The sequence below is a fragment of the Desulfacinum infernum DSM 9756 genome, from assembly GCF_900129305.1.
Taxonomy (GTDB): Bacteria; Desulfobacterota; Syntrophobacteria; order Syntrophobacterales; family DSM-9756; genus Desulfacinum; species Desulfacinum infernum.
Window position 1 is genome coordinate 116,714 of sequence record NZ_FQVB01000012.1, and the last position, 16,897, is coordinate 133,610.

General features: G+C 61.7%; 17 protein-coding genes and 1 tRNA gene. 5 read left to right on the top strand and 13 right to left on the bottom strand.

Annotated elements, in window-relative coordinates; genetic code table 11:
- Positions 1-300: 300 nt before the first annotated feature.
- The 6 genes from BUB04_RS07555 to BUB04_RS07585 form a co-directional block, all read right to left on the bottom strand.
- Complete coding sequence (locus BUB04_RS07555; RefSeq protein WP_073038384.1) at positions 301-744, bottom strand: 4Fe-4S dicluster domain-containing protein; 444 nt, start codon at positions 742-744, stop codon at positions 301-303.
- A 237-nt stretch (positions 745-981) separates the two neighbouring features.
- Positions 982-1,440, bottom strand: a complete 459-nt coding sequence (locus BUB04_RS07560) for a 4Fe-4S dicluster domain-containing protein (RefSeq protein ID WP_073038385.1) — start codon at positions 1,438-1,440, stop codon at positions 982-984.
- Between the two features lie 9 nt (positions 1,441-1,449).
- The gene (gene fdhF, locus BUB04_RS07565; protein WP_073038386.1) at positions 1,450-3,507 is read right to left on the bottom strand and encodes a formate dehydrogenase subunit alpha; all 2,058 of its coding nucleotides are present in this window, start codon (positions 3,505-3,507) and stop codon (positions 1,450-1,452) included.
- A 54-nt stretch (positions 3,508-3,561) separates the two neighbouring features.
- Entirely contained in the window at positions 3,562-4,056 is a 495-nt protein-coding gene (locus tag BUB04_RS07570; protein WP_073038387.1) for a 4Fe-4S dicluster domain-containing protein, read from the bottom strand.
- A gap of 145 nt (positions 4,057-4,201) precedes the next feature.
- Positions 4,202-6,085 (bottom strand): anaerobic carbon-monoxide dehydrogenase catalytic subunit, encoded by a 1,884-nt coding sequence (gene cooS / locus BUB04_RS07575; protein WP_073038388.1) that lies wholly within the window; start codon positions 6,083-6,085, stop codon positions 4,202-4,204.
- Positions 6,086-6,535: 450 nt separating this feature from the next.
- The gene (locus BUB04_RS07585; RefSeq protein ID WP_073038390.1) at positions 6,536-7,012 is read right to left on the bottom strand and encodes a PilZ domain-containing protein; all 477 of its coding nucleotides are present in this window, start codon (positions 7,010-7,012) and stop codon (positions 6,536-6,538) included.
- Between the two features lie 202 nt (positions 7,013-7,214).
- Between BUB04_RS07585 and BUB04_RS07590 the strand changes: the two genes are divergently transcribed.
- Entirely contained in the window at positions 7,215-7,565 is a 351-nt protein-coding gene (locus tag BUB04_RS07590; protein ID WP_073038391.1) for a hypothetical protein, read from the top strand.
- On the opposite strand, the gene BUB04_RS19020 is transcribed toward BUB04_RS07590, so the two are convergent.
- From BUB04_RS19020 to BUB04_RS19290, 5 genes are all read right to left on the bottom strand, one after another.
- Positions 7,514-8,602 carry a homoserine dehydrogenase gene (locus BUB04_RS19020; RefSeq protein WP_073038392.1) on the bottom strand — a complete coding sequence of 363 codons (1,089 nt, stop codon included), beginning with the start codon at positions 8,600-8,602 and terminating at the stop codon, positions 7,514-7,516. The genes BUB04_RS07590 and BUB04_RS19020 overlap by 52 nt on opposite strands.
- Positions 8,599-10,212, bottom strand: a complete 1,614-nt coding sequence (locus BUB04_RS07600; RefSeq protein WP_084076292.1) for a thiamine pyrophosphate-binding protein — start codon at positions 10,210-10,212, stop codon at positions 8,599-8,601. Before BUB04_RS07600 ends, BUB04_RS19020 begins: the two co-directional genes overlap by 4 nt.
- Entirely contained in the window at positions 10,196-10,771 is a 576-nt protein-coding gene (locus BUB04_RS07605; RefSeq protein ID WP_073038394.1) for a nucleotidyl transferase family protein, read from the bottom strand. Before BUB04_RS07605 ends, BUB04_RS07600 begins: the two co-directional genes overlap by 17 nt.
- Before the next feature lie 148 nt (positions 10,772-10,919).
- On the bottom strand, positions 10,920-11,579 hold the full coding sequence (locus tag BUB04_RS07610; RefSeq protein ID WP_073038395.1) for a CDP-alcohol phosphatidyltransferase family protein: 660 nt from the start codon (positions 11,577-11,579) through the stop codon (positions 10,920-10,922).
- Between the two features lie 65 nt (positions 11,580-11,644).
- Positions 11,645-11,758: transfer RNA gene (locus tag BUB04_RS19290), tRNA-OTHER, on the bottom strand.
- Positions 11,759-12,375: 617 nt separating this feature from the next.
- Here BUB04_RS19290 and BUB04_RS19025 point away from each other — a divergent pair.
- The 3 genes from BUB04_RS19025 to BUB04_RS07630 all read left to right on the top strand — a co-directional run bounded on the left by BUB04_RS19025 (position 12,376) and on the right by BUB04_RS07630 (position 14,747).
- Positions 12,376-13,149: a hypothetical protein gene (locus BUB04_RS19025; RefSeq protein ID WP_143156398.1), complete on the top strand. Its 774-nt coding sequence runs from the start codon at positions 12,376-12,378 to the stop codon at positions 13,147-13,149.
- Between the two features lie 98 nt (positions 13,150-13,247).
- Complete coding sequence (locus tag BUB04_RS07625) at positions 13,248-14,045, top strand: hypothetical protein (protein WP_073038397.1); 798 nt, start codon at positions 13,248-13,250, stop codon at positions 14,043-14,045.
- A 114-nt stretch (positions 14,046-14,159) separates the two neighbouring features.
- Positions 14,160-14,747, top strand: coding sequence for a hypothetical protein (locus BUB04_RS07630; protein ID WP_073038398.1), 588 nt, complete (start codon positions 14,160-14,162; stop codon positions 14,745-14,747).
- A 662-nt stretch (positions 14,748-15,409) separates the two neighbouring features.
- Here BUB04_RS07630 and BUB04_RS07635 read toward each other — a convergent pair.
- On the bottom strand, positions 15,410-15,592 hold the full coding sequence (locus tag BUB04_RS07635) for a hypothetical protein (RefSeq protein ID WP_073038399.1): 183 nt from the start codon (positions 15,590-15,592) through the stop codon (positions 15,410-15,412).
- A 211-nt stretch (positions 15,593-15,803) separates the two neighbouring features.
- Positions 15,804-16,196 carry a hypothetical protein gene (locus BUB04_RS07640; protein WP_143156399.1) on the bottom strand — a complete coding sequence of 131 codons (393 nt, stop codon included), beginning with the start codon at positions 16,194-16,196 and terminating at the stop codon, positions 15,804-15,806.
- 456 nt (positions 16,197-16,652) lie between these two features.
- Between BUB04_RS07640 and BUB04_RS07645 the strand changes: the two genes are divergently transcribed.
- Positions 16,653-16,897: helix-turn-helix domain-containing protein (locus BUB04_RS07645; RefSeq protein WP_143156400.1), on the top strand; the 245-nt coding region annotated here is incomplete at its 3' end.

Sequence of the window (16,897 nt, forward strand, 5' to 3'; positions counted from 1 at the left end):
TGAGACCTTGTCCATGTCGATTCATGCGACCCCTTTGCCATGGCTCCCGATTCCGGGGAGTACGGGCCCCGGCGGCTTCGTTCGGATCGACACAGCCCCCATCCACTCGACGATAACACGCATCCGTCCTCTTTCTCCCCTAACAAATCCAATCGGCAGACCGGCTCCGGCCGTTGAAGGATTTTTCCCGACCCACCTGACTTGCCCCCTCATAGGGACCGGCACGGTCCCTCACTCGGACCCTGCCGTGGAGAGGGGGCGCTTCAGAGCGGACGGCCGGCATTTCCAAGGCCGGACATCTCACCTGTTCCAGCGGGCTGCATCGAGCAAGCGGCGGGATTCCAGATCCCGTCGGCAGGCGGGGCAGCAGGAGGGCCAGTCCGCCTCTCCGGCGGACAGGCCCACCGTCGCCTCCAGCGTCCGGCTCAAAAGGGCGAGGATCTTCTGCGTCGTGAAGGGCTCCCTGCACCGTCGGCACCGGGCGAGGGGCAGGGACCAGGAGAGGGGCTCCCAGGACCGGCCGGCCGTTTCTCCCATGGGTTCCAGCCGGACGGCGTCCGCGGGGCAGGCATCGCGGCACCGGGTACAATCCCCGGCGCAGACGGCGGGAGCCCGGAACCGGCGGTTCCCCTCCCGGTCGTCCCAGGTGATGCGCTGCTCCGGACAGGCCGACGCGCACGCGAAGCAGCCCAGGCAGCGGTCCGGGTCCACGTGGATTTGTTGGTGAAGCTCCGGCACGGTCATGGAATCCCTCCCAAAAGCATTTAAGCAGCTGGTCCTTTCAGCGTTCGTTTCCTACCATGGCCATCCGTCGCTCCCGTAAAGATTGTCCCCGCCTGGAACGGGTAGCGGGAATTCTCAACGGCAGCGGTTGCTTCCCGTAGGGGCGGTTCGCGAACCGCCCCTACGCCCACAGCGGACGTCCAATGCCCGGAAGCCTGTCCGGGAACTGCTTTTCGGCAGCCTCCCGGCTCCGAGCGGTCAGGAAACCGGGAACGCGGCCGGCTGCGCCCTTCGGCGACGGCCCACGGCCCCGCCCGCATCGAGGCTCAGGGCCCGGGTGGGACAGGTGAGCACGCATACCGGCATCAAGCCCTCCTCCCAGCGTCGCCGGCACAGATCACAGCGGGAAAGATCCGGGACGGGACCCGGGACGATTTCCAGCACTCCGAACGGGCAGGCCGCGGCGCACAGCCCGCAATGGGTGCACCTTTCCTCGAGAAACTTCACCCCGCGCCCCTCTTCCTGCACCAAGGCTCCCTCGGGGCAAAAGCCCGCGCAGGGCGCCTTCCTGCACTGGCGGCAGGCCAAGGGAACCGCCGCCTCCTGGAAGCAAAGAAGATGCAGTCGGCTCACCCCGCCGTGTTCCCTCCGGCAGGCGGCCCAGCAGGCCTGACACGCGATGCAGCGGCTGAAGTCCACGAACAAGAACGGTTCCACGGCACCCTCCTACAGGGGTTCCAGGCGGCAGGCGGCCGCCTTGAAGGCGGGAATCCGGGCTTCCGGATCCACCACGTCCAGGGTCAGCCGGTTGGTCCCGGGAAAGTGGAACGGGGCGAAGACCACCCCGCGGGCAACGGCGGAAGAAAGATAAGCCGAAGCCTCCACGGCGCCCCGGCGCGTGACGACACGAACCCGGCTCCCTTCGGAGAATCCCAAACGGGCCGCGTCTTCCGGATGGACCTCCACGAAAAGCTCCGGAGAAAGCTCCAGGAGCGCCGGGGTTCGGCGGGTCATGGACCCGCTGTTGTAATGGGCCGTCACGCGCCCTGTGGTGAGACACAGGGGATAGTCGGCATCGGGGGATTCGGGCGGCGGATCGAAGGACACGGGAAAGAACCGGGCCCGGCCGTCCGCTGTGGCGAAGGTTTTCTCGAAGAGGACCGGCGTTCCCGGATGATCCTGGCGGGGGCACGGCCAGTGGATGCCCCCGGGCGCCTCCCGGATCCGCTCCGGCGTGATGCCCCCGTAGGCGGGCACCGCCCGGTTGATCTCCCGGAGCACGTCTTCCGGGGATTCGCAGGGAAAGTGGGCCCCCAGACCCAGGCGCCGGGCCAGCCGGGTGATGATCCACGCATCCGGACGGGCGTCCCCCGGGGGAAGGACGGCCCGGGGCGACCACTGCACCCGGCGGTCGGCACTGGTCTTGGACCCGCTCTTTTCCGCCCAGGCCGCGGCGGGAAGCACCAGATGGGCCGACCGGGCCGATTCGGTGAGAAAAAGGTCGATGGCCAGGAAGAAGTCGAGGCGCTCCAGCCCCTCGGCCACCCGCCCGCCCGCCGGGCTGGTCACCGCGGGATTCTCCCCCATGGCCACCAGGGCCCGAAGGGTGCGGCCCGCTTCGGCTTCCATCTCCGTCACCGTGAGGCCCGGACGGTCGGGGATCGTCCCCGGAGGGCAGCCCCACAGGGCTTCCATTGCGGCGCGCGCTTGCGGATCCGCCACGGGCCGGTAGCCCGGCAAAAGGGCGCTCAAGGCCCCCATGTCGCAGGCCCCCTGCACGTTGTCCTGGCCCCTCACGGGGATGAGGCCCGATCCGGGCCGGCCCACGTTTCCCGTGGCCAGGGCCAGGTTGGCGCAGGCCCGGACCGCCTGCGTTCCATTGTGATGCTGGGTGATCCCCATGCAGTAGATGAGCGCCCCCGGCCTGGTCCGGGCGAAAAGGCGGGCCGCCCGAAGGATGTCCCCGGCCGGAACCCCCGTCACCGACTGGGCCCACTCAGGTGCGGTGTCCCGGACGGCGCGGACCGTCCTCTCGAATCCCGTCGTTCGGGACCGGATGAAGGCCTTGTCCTCCAACCCCTCCCGGAGGATCACGTGGAGCATGGCATGGAGCAGGGCGATGTCCGTACCGGGTCGCACGGGCAGGTGCAGATCGGCGATCCAGGCGGTGGGAGTCTTCCGGGGATCGGCCACGATCACCACGGCCCCCTTGTCCTTGGCTTCCCGCACCCATTGAAAGGCCACCGGATGGTTTTCCGCCGGATTGGAGCCCACGAGAAAGAGGCAGCGGGCCTGCGCCAGGTCGTGCAGGGGGTTGGTGGCGGCCCCCATGCCCAGGACGGGGGCCAGGCCCGTGAGGGTGGAGGCGTGGCAGAGCCGGGCGCAATGGTCCACGTTGTTGCTTCCCAGCAGGCGCGCCAGTTTCTGCAGCAGGTAGTTCTCCTCGTTGGTGCACTTGGCCGACGACAGGAAGCCGAGGGCATCCGGTCCGTGGCGGTCCCGGATGGTCCCGATCCTTTCCGCCGCCCAATCCAGGGCTTCGTCCCAACCGACGGCCTCCCACCCGGACGCCGTTCGCCGAAGGGGCGTTCGCAACCGGTCCGGATGATCCAGAAGGTCCAGGACCGCGTTTCCCTTGGCACACAGGTTTCCCCCGTTCACCGGGGAGTCCGTGGCATAGTCCAAACCCACGGCCCGCCCCTCTTCCACGAGCAGATCCACGTGGCATCCCACCGCGCAATAGGGACAGACGGTCCGAACCCGGCTCCGACCTTCCTTTCCCATACCTTCCCTGCCCCCCCGTATTCCTCTAATCCTTAATCCTTTAATCCTTATCCCTTACACAGGGTTTCCGGACTGCACCAGATTGCGCACCGCTTCCTTCCGCCGCAGGTCCAAAAAATCCTTTTCGAGAACCAGGGTATGGGTCGGGCAGGCCTCCACGCAGGCCGGGCGGTCCCGGCCCTTGCACCGATCGCACTTGGCGATGAAACCCTCCCGGACGTCGGGCTGGATCATGCCGAAGGGACAAGCCATGACGCACCCGTGGCAGCCGATGCACCGGGCGGGTTCGTAGGCCACCAACCCCGTGGTCTCGTCGTGCGCCAGGGCGCGGGTGGGGCAGGACCGCACACAAGGGGCGTCCTCGCACTGGCGGCAAAGGAAAGGGGACGGGGTTTTGTCCGCCTGCTCCACGTAGATGCGCCGGCTCGGCGCAGGCCGCTCCAGCACGGCCGAAAAAAGGTCGCCGCTTGCGGAATGGGCCACCCGGCAGGCCAGCTCGCACGAGCGGCATCCCACGCATCGTTCCCATCTCACCAATATTCGTTCCATGGCATCAAGCTCCGTGATCCGTAATCCGTGATTCGTGATCCGGGGTTCGGGGTTCGGGGGCCGAGGGCCGGCCCTCCCCCCTTTTTCAAAGGCCCGGCAGCCCTCTCCCCCCCTTTTTCAAAGGGGGGGAGAGAGGATTCAAGGGTTACAGGCCCAACGCCGCCCGCTTGGCCCGGATGCGCTCCAGGATCAGGTCGGCGGCCCTGGCCGGATCGGGCTCCACGGCGAACGACGCCCCCAGGAGGCCCTCCAGATCTTCTGTCAGAAGCTTCACGATGTTTTGGCTGCCGAAGATGGGCGGCGGTGTGCCCAGCACGGTGTAGACCCCGGAAGCCACGGCGTAACAGGCGATGGAAACCGCCTTTTCCGAGTACCACTCGGGGGCGGCGGCCGCCAGCGGCAGGTCGGAGATGTCGGTCCCCAGCGCATGGGCGAGAGCGGCGGCCAGATCGAAGATCCTCACGTTGTCCACGCAGCTTCCCATGTGGAGCACCGGCGGGATGCCCAGGGCCCGGCAGACCTGCCGAAGGCCCGGGCCGGCCTTTTCCGCCGCTTCCGGCACCTTGAGGCCCGCCTTGGCGTGGGCCACGGCGGCGCATCCCGTGTCCACCACCAGCACGTCGTTTTCAATGAGGCGCGTGGTGAGGGTCACATGCCCGTAATCGTGGCGGATCTTGGGATTGTTGCAGCCCACCACGCCCACGGCGCCCTGGATCGCGCCGGACTTGATGGCGTCGATGAGCGGACCGGCGCTGCCTCCCAGGGCCGAAACGATGGCTTCCACGCTGAATCCGGCCATCATCTTCACGGGGGCGCCCGGAGGCGATAGCACCTTGGCGGGAATCCGGCGGACGAAGTTTTCCACCGCCTCCCGTACCAGGTCCCGGGCCAGATCCCGGGCGTTTTCCGGGTGGAATTCCCGGTGTTCCATGAAGGGATACTTGGCCTTGTCACTGGTGGACACCATCCGGGTATGGTAACAGCGGGCGGTCTCCCCCAGGGCGGGCATGATGCACTGGTAGTCCACCAGCATCATGTCGATGAGGCCCGTGCTCAGGGCCAGTTCGGTCATGAGATGATTTCCCGCCATGGGAATGCCGCGGCGCATGAGCAGTTCGTTTCCGGTGCAGCACAGGCCCGCCAGGTTGATCCCCCGGGCACCCTTTTCCTCCGCCAGCCCCATGAGCTCGGGGTCCTGGGCCGCCTGGAAGATCATTTCGGACACGATGGGGTTGTGGCCGTGGAGGACGATGTTCACCTGGTCTTCCTTGAGCACCCGCAGGTTCACTTCCGAAGCGACGGGCTGGGGAATCCCGAAGAGGATGTCGGACACTTCCGTGGCGATGAGCGATCCGCCCCAGCCGTCGGACAGCGCATTGCGGAGGCCGTGGAGGAGCAGGCTCTTCCAGTCGTTGTCGACCCCCATGTGGGTGCGGTGCATCATCTCCGAGGTCTCCCGGTCGATGCCCCGGGGCGTGATGCCCAGCTTTTCCCAGATTCTGCGGCGCTTTTCCGGTACACGGCCCACGAAGGCCAGGGCCTTCTTGCGGGTGCCGAATTCCTCCTCCAAGGCCTCCGCCACGGCCACGGCCAGCGCTTCCACGCTTTGTCCATCCTCGGAAACGCCCAGCTCGGAGGCCAGCTTCCGGAGCTTCTCCTCGCTTCGGATGCCGTAGCCGGGGGCCTTGCCTTCTCCCACCTTGCGCAGCACCTCCACCAGATCCCGACCGTGATCGGAATGGGACGCGGATCCGGCGGCGATCATCCGGCCCAGATTCCGGGCCACGATGATGTCCGCATCGGCCCCGCACACGCCCCGCTGAGGGCCCTCGCCGAAGGGGTCGATCCGGCACGGGCCCATGGAGCAGTTGCGGCAGCTCAAGCCCAGCTCACAAAAGCCGCACTGGGGCTGCTGGGCCCGGTACCGGTCCCAGACCGTCTCCAGCCCGTCCCGGGCCGCCTTTTCCATGAAAATCCGCCCGTCTTCCGTGATGGTTCTGGCCTGCACGTCTTCCCTTTTCAGCAACATGGCTTCCGTCCTCCTTCCGCGAAGACCTCATCGCCCAAGGTCCGGCCTTGGAAATCCTCAACCCCGGAGGCCGTCCCTCCGGGGGAAACCTGCACAAAATCCTTGATTCCGTTCCGGATCGCACAAAGGGAAATTCGCCGCATCCCCGTCGCTCAGCCGGTCGGCTTGTCCATGGATCGCATGGGAAAGAGACGGTTCGAGGAAAGGATCGGGATCGCCATGGCGGCACGCATGGGGCAAGGCGAGCTGGTCGTCAACCACCTTCATGATGGTCCTTCCCAGGGGTTGGCAGCGGACGGGTTCCCTACTGTAAAGAAACAGGGAATTATGAGCACTCTAGTCCACGCCGTCCGAGTCCGTCAAGGCGCCCGGACGCGCCCGGTGTCCACCGGTAGCGTGCCGCCTGAAAGAGATACTCCCTTAAGGGGGAATGGGAAGATACGAGGAATCTCAGTTCATCAAATAATATCCCAAGGCTTTCTGCGATCCCGAAGCGAGATCGACAAACTGGGCGCCCACGTTCTTGCCGTCCACCCACCGGACTTCCGCCACGCCCTTGATCACCGACCGGCGCGGGTCATTCAGAGGAAACTCCACATAAACCAGATCCCCCTTTCGGAGCCCGTGATTCAGCGACGACCGAAATCGAAGGCCCGTTGCGGACACGTCCTCGACGATCATCTGGGAATGGGGGATCCTGTGCTCCTCGCCCCGGCGGCAATACTCCCCGAAAAGAAAGACCGATTTGCGGTAGGCCTTCCGGATCTCGAAACTCACGGGAAAGGTTTTCCCGCACTGACACTTGACCCGAACGGGCTTTTTCTCGTTGATCAGACGGAAAGCTTCGACGCGGCGCGCAAAACCGCATTCCGGACAGACAAAAGTCCCTTTCCCGTCCTCGGCCACAAAAACCTTGAGCTGTGTCATGCTATCTTCCACACCGTCGCGGCCGCCGTGATAGGATTTGTTACGGACGAAACGTTCGGCGGCCCCCGGAGGGTTTCGCCCGTCTCACAAAACGGTCTGCGTATGCACAACAGGAGAACCCATTCGTTTATTCGGCATTCGGAGCGCGCCACTTTAATCAATATTAAAACGGTAGACAATTCCAAATCGGGAGGGAGACGGCATGAGCCGCACCATGCAGATCGACATCCGCCTGGTACCGGCCTACGGATCGGGAGGGCTCGCCAAGGCCTATCCCCGGTGCGCCGCCATGTTCCGGGACGCAGGCAAGGAACGAATCGTGGAGGAAAGCCCCAGCCTCTTCCATCTGGTGGACGAACTGGTTCGCCTGATGAACGATCCCGCCGTGCCCGAACGGTGGAAGAGGCCCCTGGGGCTCCACCTGGACCGCCTGAAGCGATGCCGCGATGAAGCCCGGGACCATCTTCTGGGCCGGCGCCTGAACGATCTGGACCAGGCCCTTTACCGGCTGGAAGACGCCTTCGACGATCTTGAGAAGGACTTGGCGTGGTAGAGCGAAATCCTCAGGGCGTCCTTGAGCAGGGCCGCCGCCGCCCCCACCGGGGAGCTGTGTCCGCCCGAGACGGTGATCCGGCCCATGGAGTCGGTCTCGAAAGAGACGGCCTTTTCCGATCCGTTCACCGCCGCCAGGGGATGGTCCAGCGGCAGCTCTTCGGGGCCCACCGTCACGCGAACCGGATCGGAACCGGGATCGATGCGCCCGATGAGCTTGACCACCCGGCCGGCCTCCCGGGCCCGGCCGATCCGATCCGGCGTGATGGCCGTGATCCCTTCCACCGCCACGTCCCGGGGTGTGAGCCCCGCCTGGAAAACGCGGTTGGCCATGAGGATGAGTTTGTTGGCGGTGTCCCAGCCTTCCACGTCCAGGCTGGGGTTTGTTTCGGCGATGCCCAGCCGCTGGGCTTCCCGAAGTCCTTCTTCATAGCGGCATCCCGTTTGGTGCATCCGGGTCAGGATGTAGTTGGTGGTCCCGTTCAGGATGCCCTCCACCGAAAGGATGCGGCTTCCGGCAAGACAGAGCTCCGCCACGTCCAGGGTGGGAAGGGCCGCGGCCGTGGCGGCGCTCAGCCCCACCATCCGGCCCCTTTCCCGGGCGGCTTCCATGATTCCTTCGTAGTCCCAGATGAACGGGCCCTTGTTGGCGGAAAGCACATGACACCCGGCGCGAAGGCCATCCAAGACGTGCGTGCGGGCCGGCTCGCCGTCCCGGAGGCTCGTGGGAGTGGCCTCCACCAGGAAGTCCGCGGGGACGGAGCGGACCGCCTCCGGAGCGCTCAGACCCGGCCGTCCGAAACCGGGAAAGTCTTCCGGCGCCCTCCCCGCCTCCACGTGGCGGAGGATGTCCGCAACCGGAAGATTTCCGGCCGGATCCACCACCGCTCCGCCCACGTCCACGATGCCGCAGAACCCGAAGCTCACGCCGTAGCGCCCCGCCAGTTCGTCCCTTTTTTCCGTCACGAGGCGCGCGAAGGCCCGCCCCACGTTGCCGAAGCCCAAAAGGAGCAGATTCCGTTGCCGTCCGTCCGTCATTTGTATCTCCTGGCAATGAGGGCATCGTATTCGGTTCCGTCCACCACGGCCTCCACGATCACCGGCCCCCGCACGTCCAGCGCCCGCTCGCACGCCCGGCGCATGGAATCGGGACAATCGGCGCGGAAGACGGGGGCCCCCAGAAAGGTGTCGGTTCCCAAAAGGGGGCCGTCGTGCAGGCCCACTCCCACGGGAGGCGTCTTCCTCCAGGCCTCCTTCACCCGAATGAGGCTCAGGCTCCCATCGGCCAGGACCACGATCACCACGGAAAGCCCCAGGCGGCGGGCCGTGACGATCTCCCCGGCCATCATGAGAAAGCCGCCGTCTCCGGTAACGCACACCACGGGCCGATCCGGCAGACACCGCTTGGCCGCCAGCGCGGCCGGGATGCCGAAGCCCATGGACGACCAGCCGTTGGTCATGACGAAGAGACCCGGTGCCGGCGTCTCCCACAGCTGTCCCAAAAGGTGGGTGTGGGCTCCCACGTCGCAGGTGAGGATCCCGTCCCGAGGGAGAACCTGCCGGAGGGTTCGAAGGGCCGCCACCGGCCCGAACCCCGCCCCGGCCGGCTGCAGGCGTTTGTGGAGTCGATCCCGAAGGTCCTGCAGTTCCCCTTCTTCCCACGCAAGGGGACCGGGCGGCCTGTCGGCCAGAAAGCGCAGGGTCTCCCGCGGGTCCCCCACCACATCCACGGCCACGCGAACACCGGCCGGAACGTCGCAGGACCGGGTGTCCGCGTGGACCAGCGGCACGTCGGGAAGCCACGATTCGTAGTTGAACTCCACCGGGTCGTAGCCCACGCCCACGACCAGGTCCGCCCGGGCGATGAAAGACGCCAGCTCGTCGCTGGCGGCGTGGAAGAGCACCCCCGCGTAGCACCCGTGTTCTTCCCGAACGAGCCCCTTCGCCATGGCAGTGAGCACCACCGGCATGGGGTGGGCGGAAAGGAAGTTCAGGAGATCCTTGGCCATTCCCAGCCGAAGGGCCGTGAGTCCCACGGCCAGCAGGGGACGCCTCGCCTGGCCCAGGACGGCCGCGGCTTCCTCCAACAGGCCGGATTCCGGAAGCGCCGGCGGTTCCACGGCGATCCGTTCGGAAAGATTTTCTTCCGCCGCATCCACGTCGGCCAGGTCCGCGGGCAGCCCCAGGTGGACCGGCCCCGGCACCTCCGAGCGGGCGATTCCCACGGCGTCCCGGACCTGGGCGGCCACGTCCCGGGGCCTCAGCCGCCACGTCTTTTTGGTGAGCGGAGAAAAGAGGCGCTGGTGATCGATGTTCATCTGGGTGACGCGCGCAAGCATGGCGTCGCCCATCTCCGACGTGAAGGCCAGAAGCGGCGATCGGTCCAGCAGCGCACATCCCACGCCGGTGGCCAGGTTCACGGCCCCCGGCCCGAAGGTTCCGTGACAGGCCGCCACCCGCCCGGAAAGGCGCGCGGTCACGTCGGCCATGAAACCCGCCGAGGCCTCGTTGGCCACCAGAACGAATTCCAGCCCCTCCCTTTCCATGGCCTCCATGTAGGGGATCCAGGGCCCGCCGGGAATGCCGAAACAGACTTCCACACCGGCTCTTTTGAGGGAACGGACGAAAAGCTCAGGAACACTCGCCATGCTCAAGACTCCTCAGACGTTGTGCGATCTTCCACTTTTCCACCAGCCGTGCCGTGGAGTCGGGCACCAGGTGCGTCCACGACTCCCCCCGCGCCAGACGCCGGCGCACGTCGGCGGCGCTGATCCCCTTCTGCTCCCTGGGTTTTTCCCAGAGCACGTGGATCTTCAGGCCCAGGGACTCGAAGAGGCTCCGCTTCTTCCGGCCCCATTCGTCGTAGATGGTGAGGAAAAAGACCGCATCCAAAGGGACGTAATACCGATACCGATCCGGCATGTTCACGGGGAAGGGCACGATGGAGAAAGATTCCAGGGGCACGCCGGCCCCGCACAGGGCTTCACGGACCATGATCAGCCGCTCGTAATAGGTGAGGGGATTGGCCGAGGGATCGCTCCGGGAGGGATCGGCGGGATCGGGGAGCGTCAGAGCCGGTTCCGGGTTGGTGATCCCCACCACCAGATGGTCGCATCTTTCCTTTCCCGCCAGGAGATACCGCAGATGATCGTGGTGCAGGATCTGGAATCGACCGTGGATGACTCCCACGCTTTCCAGGCGCGTCATGGGCACCTCCTTTACCAGGGGCAAGATAAGGGGTAAAGGGATAAAGGACAGAGGGGTAAGGAGAGCAAACGGACTTTCGCTGTTTCGCCCCTTACCCCTTACTCCTCGCTCCTCACTCCCTACCGAAACCCAAGAGCAGAGCCGGCTATCACGGAACGTCCAAAGGCTGCGACGCTTCCCGAGCGCGGCGCAGGCGCAACCACACCACGGCGTTGGTGTGCACAGCCAGGTACACAAGGGCCAACAAAGGCGCAGGGGGCCACAGCAGGCTTGCCCAGGCCGAGAGGATCATGACGGAGGTCCGGGTTCCCTTGCTGGCCAGGGTGGGCGGGCCCATGGAAAGACGGAGCGTGGCCGCGCGTGCCGTGGTGTAGCTGATGAGGTTGCTCCCGATGAGCGCGGCGGCGCCCAGGAAGAGCAGGACCGTCGTGGGCAGGGAAACGGGGGGGCGGGCCAGGTAGACGGTCATGCCGATCACCATGGCCCCGTCGGCGTATCGATCCAGGACGGAATCCCAAAAGGCGCCGCCGGTGCTCTGGCAGTCCCTGAGGCGGGCCAACTGCCCGTCCACTCCGTCCAGCACCTGGGCCGCCGCGGCCGTCCACCCGGCGGCAAATCCCCAGCCCAAACCGAAAAGAATCCCGCCGAGAACACCCAGGGCGGCCGACGTGACCGTGACCATCCAGGGCTCCAGCCCCTGGCGCGCGGCCAGATGCGGCGTGACCCGTGCGGACAGATGGACCTTGATCCACTTGAGGATGAACCGGTCGGTGGGCTTGGTCTGCCAGGAAGCGGAGGAAGGATCCATAAGGCAACGATTTCCCGGAAGGAACACAAAGGCCCCGCCGTTCGGCGGGGCCTTCTTGGAAGCAATGGCGGAGAGAGAGGGATTCGAACCCTCGGTACCCCTTTCGGAGTACACTCGCTGTGCACCCCCCCAAACCCCTTCCGACAGCAAAAGGGGTCCGCTCAGGGGTATGCTTCTCCGCTCCAACTCTCACCATCTGTTTACTCGGCCCGCGTCAGCTCGACGACGTACCACGAACTAATAAGTCACCCATGCGCAGAATTGCAAGCGGCAAAGATCCTGAATCCGCAACGGTTGGGGGAATGAGTCTCACACAAGCGCTTGGTGCGCCATCTTTGACCGCCACCGTGCCAGATTCCATCTCTTGGATTTCCATATCCTGCATCCAAAGTACGCCAATGGGAATTCCCGGATCCGTCCTTTTTCCCGGCTGTTCCCGGGAACAATTCAAACCCGCTTGCAATGCAATGTGAAATTTGGCATAAATCAGCAAAAAGGAGCGGCATCGGCTCCATCGTGACACAGACGGTCGACTTCATCGACTGTGGGAAAACGGCAAACTAGGACATCCTGGCCAATCAAAACGCTGATTATCTCCAATCTCCATAACAGGGGGAACAGGTAGCCAATGGTAATTGGAAGATTTTGAGTCCTGACGTCCTGGGCACCCACGTTCTCAATACCGGCAACCATGCACAGCCCGTCGGCGCTCGGTCCTTCTGGACTCCTCCTAATAAAGGATCGCCGCCTAACCGAGATTGTGCAGAATAACAAGTTATGTAATAAAGGAAAAGCAATGTCAGAGATAAATAAATCTTGGAACGTTATAAGAGCAATATTACAAAATAACTTTAAATTTTATGAAATCAAAGAAATTGTAGGACTTGCTGGTTTTAATGTAACTCTTATTTCTCATCTGGAACAGAAAGCAGGCGGAGGAGCTTCAAAAGGGCAACTGATTACTGCTATAGATAAAGGATTTGCTCAAACAGAAAACAAAACCCATTTTATTTCTATAGTTGTTGAAGAAATTCTGAAAAGGAAAAATCATTTAGAAAATGAACTACAACAGTATCTAAATCGATTAGAATTAACGATTGCGGAGAGAAAAGTTCTGCCTATCGAATTGCTGGATACTTCAGAGTTGGCAGAACTTCCTGCAGATGCCCAACAAGATTTGGTAAAGGCAATCGAAAGATTTAGAAATGGAGACTTATCCGGGGCTGTTTCATCTGCGTGTGCCGCAATTGATAGTGTAACATCAAAAATATATATTAAAAAAGACCTTGGAGACCATGGCAGCGCTTCTTTTCAAGAAAAATGTAAGAAATCAATTCAAGCTTTGTGCGTAATGGACAAAATAAAAAATGATCTAAAAGAATTGGGTTGGAAAGAAGTTGACATATTTGTAAAAAACCTAGAAGGATCACTAAATCAAGCAGCCTATGTAATGCAGAGTTTGCGATCTAAAATGGGCGATGTTCACGGAACTAAACCAACTCTGAAACCATTAGTTTATGATAGTTTGAAATGGGCATCTCTAATTTTAAGGATTTTAAATGAAAAATAATTTGCATAACAAGGCGCTGCACCGGACCGCTATTCCGCTGCGCTCCATAGCGGCCGGTGAGCTTGGTCGTTATGCTTTTGAGCATGGAGGTACCACGCGTGTCTGAGAACGCCGATGCCGAGGCAGAAGAGAGCAGCGGCATTCGAAGGTTGATCAACGCCGGTGCCGAGATCGCCGGAGGGGCTGTGGGCGGAGCCTTGGGCTTTCTTGCCGGCGACCCTGCAGGCGCTGCTTTTCTTGGTGCCGGTGGGGCTGCAGCGGCCATGGCGCTGAAGCATATTGGCCAGGAGGTCTCGGAGCGCCTCTTGGGGCCGAGAGAGGCTACACGCGTTGGGGCCGTTCTCGCCATCGCTGCCGCAGAAATCCGTCAGCGCATCGAACAAGGGGAATGTCTCCGTACCGACGGATTCTTCGAGAGGAATCCAGTAGGCCGATCCGACGCAGAAGAAGTCGCAGAAAGTGTCCTGCTGAAGAGTCAGCGAGAACCGGAAGAGAAGAAGATTACCTACATGGCGCATCTGCTGTCTAGCGTGGCGTTCGATCCGGAGATCAGTGCCCACATGGCTCATCAAATCTCTAAGGCCGCCGAGCAACTGACCTATCGGCAGCTCTGCATAATGAAGCTAGCGGTGGTCAAGGACGAGTTCGGCCTGCGCGCTGCGGACTATCGAGGCCAGGGGTCGTTCCCAAAGGGGCTCTACCAAATTCTCTACGAGTGCTTTGACCTTTATCACCGAGGCTTTGTCAACTTTGGTGGTACAGTTGCCTTTGGACCCACAGATGTTGTGCCCGGCAAGATGACCCTTCAAGGCCTTGGGGCTGATGTCTTCAATCTTATGAAGCTGGCGCTAATTCCGAACGACGACTTGGTTCCCATTGCCACACAGCTGAGGTAGGCAGAAATGCATAACAACCGGATTCAGACGGACCCTTCGCAAGCGGGCTTCGCCCTCTTGCTTCGGGCCGCTGATCCGCGGCGCCCGTTAGGCGTCACCACACGGAGAGATGAGATGGAGATCAAGGTTAACTTGGAGTTGTCGTCAGAGGATATAAAGGAACTTTCACGGATTCTCGGTTGTGGGGAGGATGAGTTGTCAGTGACTCTGAGCCCATATGCCGCAGCGGCGGTTGAGGAGTTGGTGACCATGTTCCTAGGCCAAAAGGTTTTCACCCGAGGCACCGACATCCGGGAATGGCGCCTCTACCTACTTATCAAGCACGCGTTCTCATCCAGAATCCCCGACGAGCAAGAGGTCTGCAAGCTGTTTCAGACTACCACCTCCGGGAGTCGAGCCCTCCTTCGTGCGGTCATGTCCAAGTACCAGTACCTCCTGAAGGACGGGATCGAGCGGACACTGCAGGAACTTCTGAATCGAGTCGAGGTTGCTGATGACGGTGACGAGCTGATGGTGGCTATCCACAACCTGAACCTAGTCGAGGAATTGAATCGCGTACTGGCCGAACTTGACTCAAGTCTTCCCCCGGTCGAGAAGAAGAGAGGGAGTGTCTCTACCTACCGGCTTCGGCGATCCTCATACCTGAAGTTGTGTGAGCGCTTCGGGATTACTTCGAAAATTGATGGCGCGAACAATGAGTGACCTTCTCTCCGCAGCTAGTTTATTTCTTGCGCTGATTGGGTTGCTATACAGCGTCTGGTATGAAGAGATAACAAGAGCGATAACTATGCATGTGCCGCCGCACGAAGCAGATAGGGGACCTGCCGTCCGAGAACTACGCAGAGTCACCCGTACCCGTGCTCTTCCTCTGTTCATGTCGTCCATACTCCTTGCGATCGTGCTCACGCCAGACTTGCTCGCAGTGATTGTCTCAGGAATCCATAGGGCCGTTGCAGACCGCTTCGGGGCGCTCAAGCACTATAATGCGGTAAAAACGCTCTTTGCCGCGATAGCAGTCACTTCGATCGGTCTTGCTATACATACAGGCCGGATGTTCTGGCAAGTATGGAGGCGTTTAGTGGAAGTATCTCGTGGCCGGTTGAAATGAATCAGAGAGCCCCTAACAACAGCATGCAGCAGACAGCGCTACGCGCCGCTGCTGATGCTGAGCGTTGCGCGTCAAAAAGGTGATAAATGCACCCTGAATCCGTGACGGCTGTGGGGATGAGCATCTCGGAGCGGTTGGTGCGCCATCCCGTGCGGATCACCTGGGCCGCAAGAATAGTCAGCTCTTGGATGATGGTTCGAATGCGCCGCCTTTTGGTGCGATGACGAACCGGAACGTCGTCTCCCAAAAGGCCTTCCTAGCCGAGTATTCGAAGGACATTGTAAACCATCGCCCCCTGACTCAGCACCAAGGCGTTGACGAAAAACTTTGCCGAGGGCAGCCGCTCCAAATTCAGATTCGTCTTGATTTCACTGTGAAACGGCTCGCTCAACCCCCGGTTTTCGTAAAGAGCGATGATGCCTTCTTCAGGAAGGTCCACGTTCGTTCACTATCCTTCGAGTTCGACATCCGGTTCGAGAAGCATTTAGCCTTTGGCGTCGGCCGTCTTCATCGTGACTCGAACCACCAACCCAAAACAGCTCTGCCCGCCCTCGTGGTCTTGGGGTATCCATACACTCTGCCAGCCAACGTTCAAAGCAACCGGCCTTGCGGGGCTTTATGCCAAAGGTCCGGTTGGCCCCAGTTGGGCATCAAAGGATTCCCCACGCCGAAAGCTTTTCTTGCCAAGCAGCGATGGCATCTTTTGCGACAGTCAGGCCGTCCAACGTGACCGTGCCATGCTCGATCTTGACGGACAATAACCATCCGTTACCCGCCGCGCTATCAACGCCGGAAATTCGCTGGATAACGGGCACGTCACCACTTCTAGTTTTTGTGAGCCTGCAATGCTTGTCAAGATTCGCCAAGTCGGCGAGTAGCGCCAACATTGGATCATTTGTAATGGCAGTTTCGATATCATCTCTCTTGAGACCCCTGAGATCCCCGGAAGACGCTGCGACTATCAGTGCATCTTGCAAGTGGTAGGCGTTAATGAAGAACGAAAATAACTGCTGTGCCCACCCATGGATGGACTCGCTGGTCATGACCTCCGTCCTCGGAGAGACCACGGATTGGAGATCCTTCTGAAGTTGGCTCCAGCGTTGTTTCCAATCTCTGACTTGATTACCGGGAACAAGTCCAGCTAACAACTGGCCTGAGAAGGACATTGAGACTTCGATCGACACGCTAAACCTCAAGGCCGTTTCTCCACAATGCGGGCACGGCGGGCGATCCAGCGTTGCACTCAGTTTCGGCGAACGAGAGGCACCACAGTTCGAACAAGTTACGGTGTCCATAGTAGGTCTCCTCGTAGATTTGATGCCCAACGCCCAGTATCAACGGTGGCGCGAAGCGCCGTCCGCTGGATGTTGCTGCTAGGCGGTGTTAATGGCCAACTAAAATGACCCACCTTGAGGATGCATTGGCGATGATTTGGCCGTACAACCCCATCTCTGAAAAATCAAAAAGGAGGTGGGAGGCAGACTTTGAAGGAGTGGGTCGTGATTCATAAGATCAAGGCGCTTTACGATGAAGGCAACGGGCTGAAGATTCGGGCCATCGCACGCCAGCTGGGCCTATCCCGCAACACGGTCAGGAAATATCTGCGCATGGATGAGGCGGCCATTGAGGTGAAGCAAAGCCACCGGGAACGGCGCAAGCAGCTGGACGCCTATCGAGATTATATTGTGACCTTGCTTCGGCAGTTTCCAAATCTGAGCGCGGCGAAGGTGCTGTACAAGCTCCA

What these genes read in the sequence shown, in the direction of transcription:
- BUB04_RS07605 (WP_073038394.1), bottom strand. Translation starts at nt 10,771, where the DNA reads ATGACGCGCCTGGAAAGCGTGGGAGTCATCCACGGTCGATTCCAGATC.
- BUB04_RS07600 (WP_084076292.1), bottom strand. Translation starts at nt 10,212, where the DNA reads ATGGCGAGTGTTCCTGAGCTTTTCGTCCGTTCCCTCAAAAGAGCCGGT.
- BUB04_RS07555 (WP_073038384.1), bottom strand. Translation starts at nt 744, where the DNA reads ATGACCGTGCCGGAGCTTCACCAACAAATCCACGTGGACCCGGACCGC.
- BUB04_RS07585 (WP_073038390.1), bottom strand. Translation starts at nt 7,012, where the DNA reads ATGACACAGCTCAAGGTTTTTGTGGCCGAGGACGGGAAAGGGACTTTT.
- cooS (WP_073038388.1), bottom strand. Translation starts at nt 6,085, where the DNA reads ATGTTGCTGAAAAGGGAAGACGTGCAGGCCAGAACCATCACGGAAGAC.
- BUB04_RS07570 (WP_073038387.1), bottom strand. Translation starts at nt 4,056, where the DNA reads ATGGAACGAATATTGGTGAGATGGGAACGATGCGTGGGATGCCGCTCG.
- BUB04_RS19020 (WP_073038392.1), bottom strand. Translation starts at nt 8,602, where the DNA reads ATGACGGACGGACGGCAACGGAATCTGCTCCTTTTGGGCTTCGGCAAC.
- BUB04_RS07590 (WP_073038391.1), top strand. Translation starts at nt 7,215, where the DNA reads ATGAGCCGCACCATGCAGATCGACATCCGCCTGGTACCGGCCTACGGA.
- BUB04_RS07640 (WP_143156399.1), bottom strand. Translation starts at nt 16,196, where the DNA reads ATGACCAGCGAGTCCATCCATGGGTGGGCACAGCAGTTATTTTCGTTC.
- BUB04_RS19025 (WP_143156398.1), top strand. Translation starts at nt 12,376, where the DNA reads ATGTCAGAGATAAATAAATCTTGGAACGTTATAAGAGCAATATTACAA.
- BUB04_RS07630 (WP_073038398.1), top strand. Translation starts at nt 14,160, where the DNA reads ATGGAGATCAAGGTTAACTTGGAGTTGTCGTCAGAGGATATAAAGGAA.
- fdhF (WP_073038386.1), bottom strand. Translation starts at nt 3,507, where the DNA reads ATGGGAAAGGAAGGTCGGAGCCGGGTTCGGACCGTCTGTCCCTATTGC.
- BUB04_RS07610 (WP_073038395.1), bottom strand. Translation starts at nt 11,579, where the DNA reads ATGGATCCTTCCTCCGCTTCCTGGCAGACCAAGCCCACCGACCGGTTC.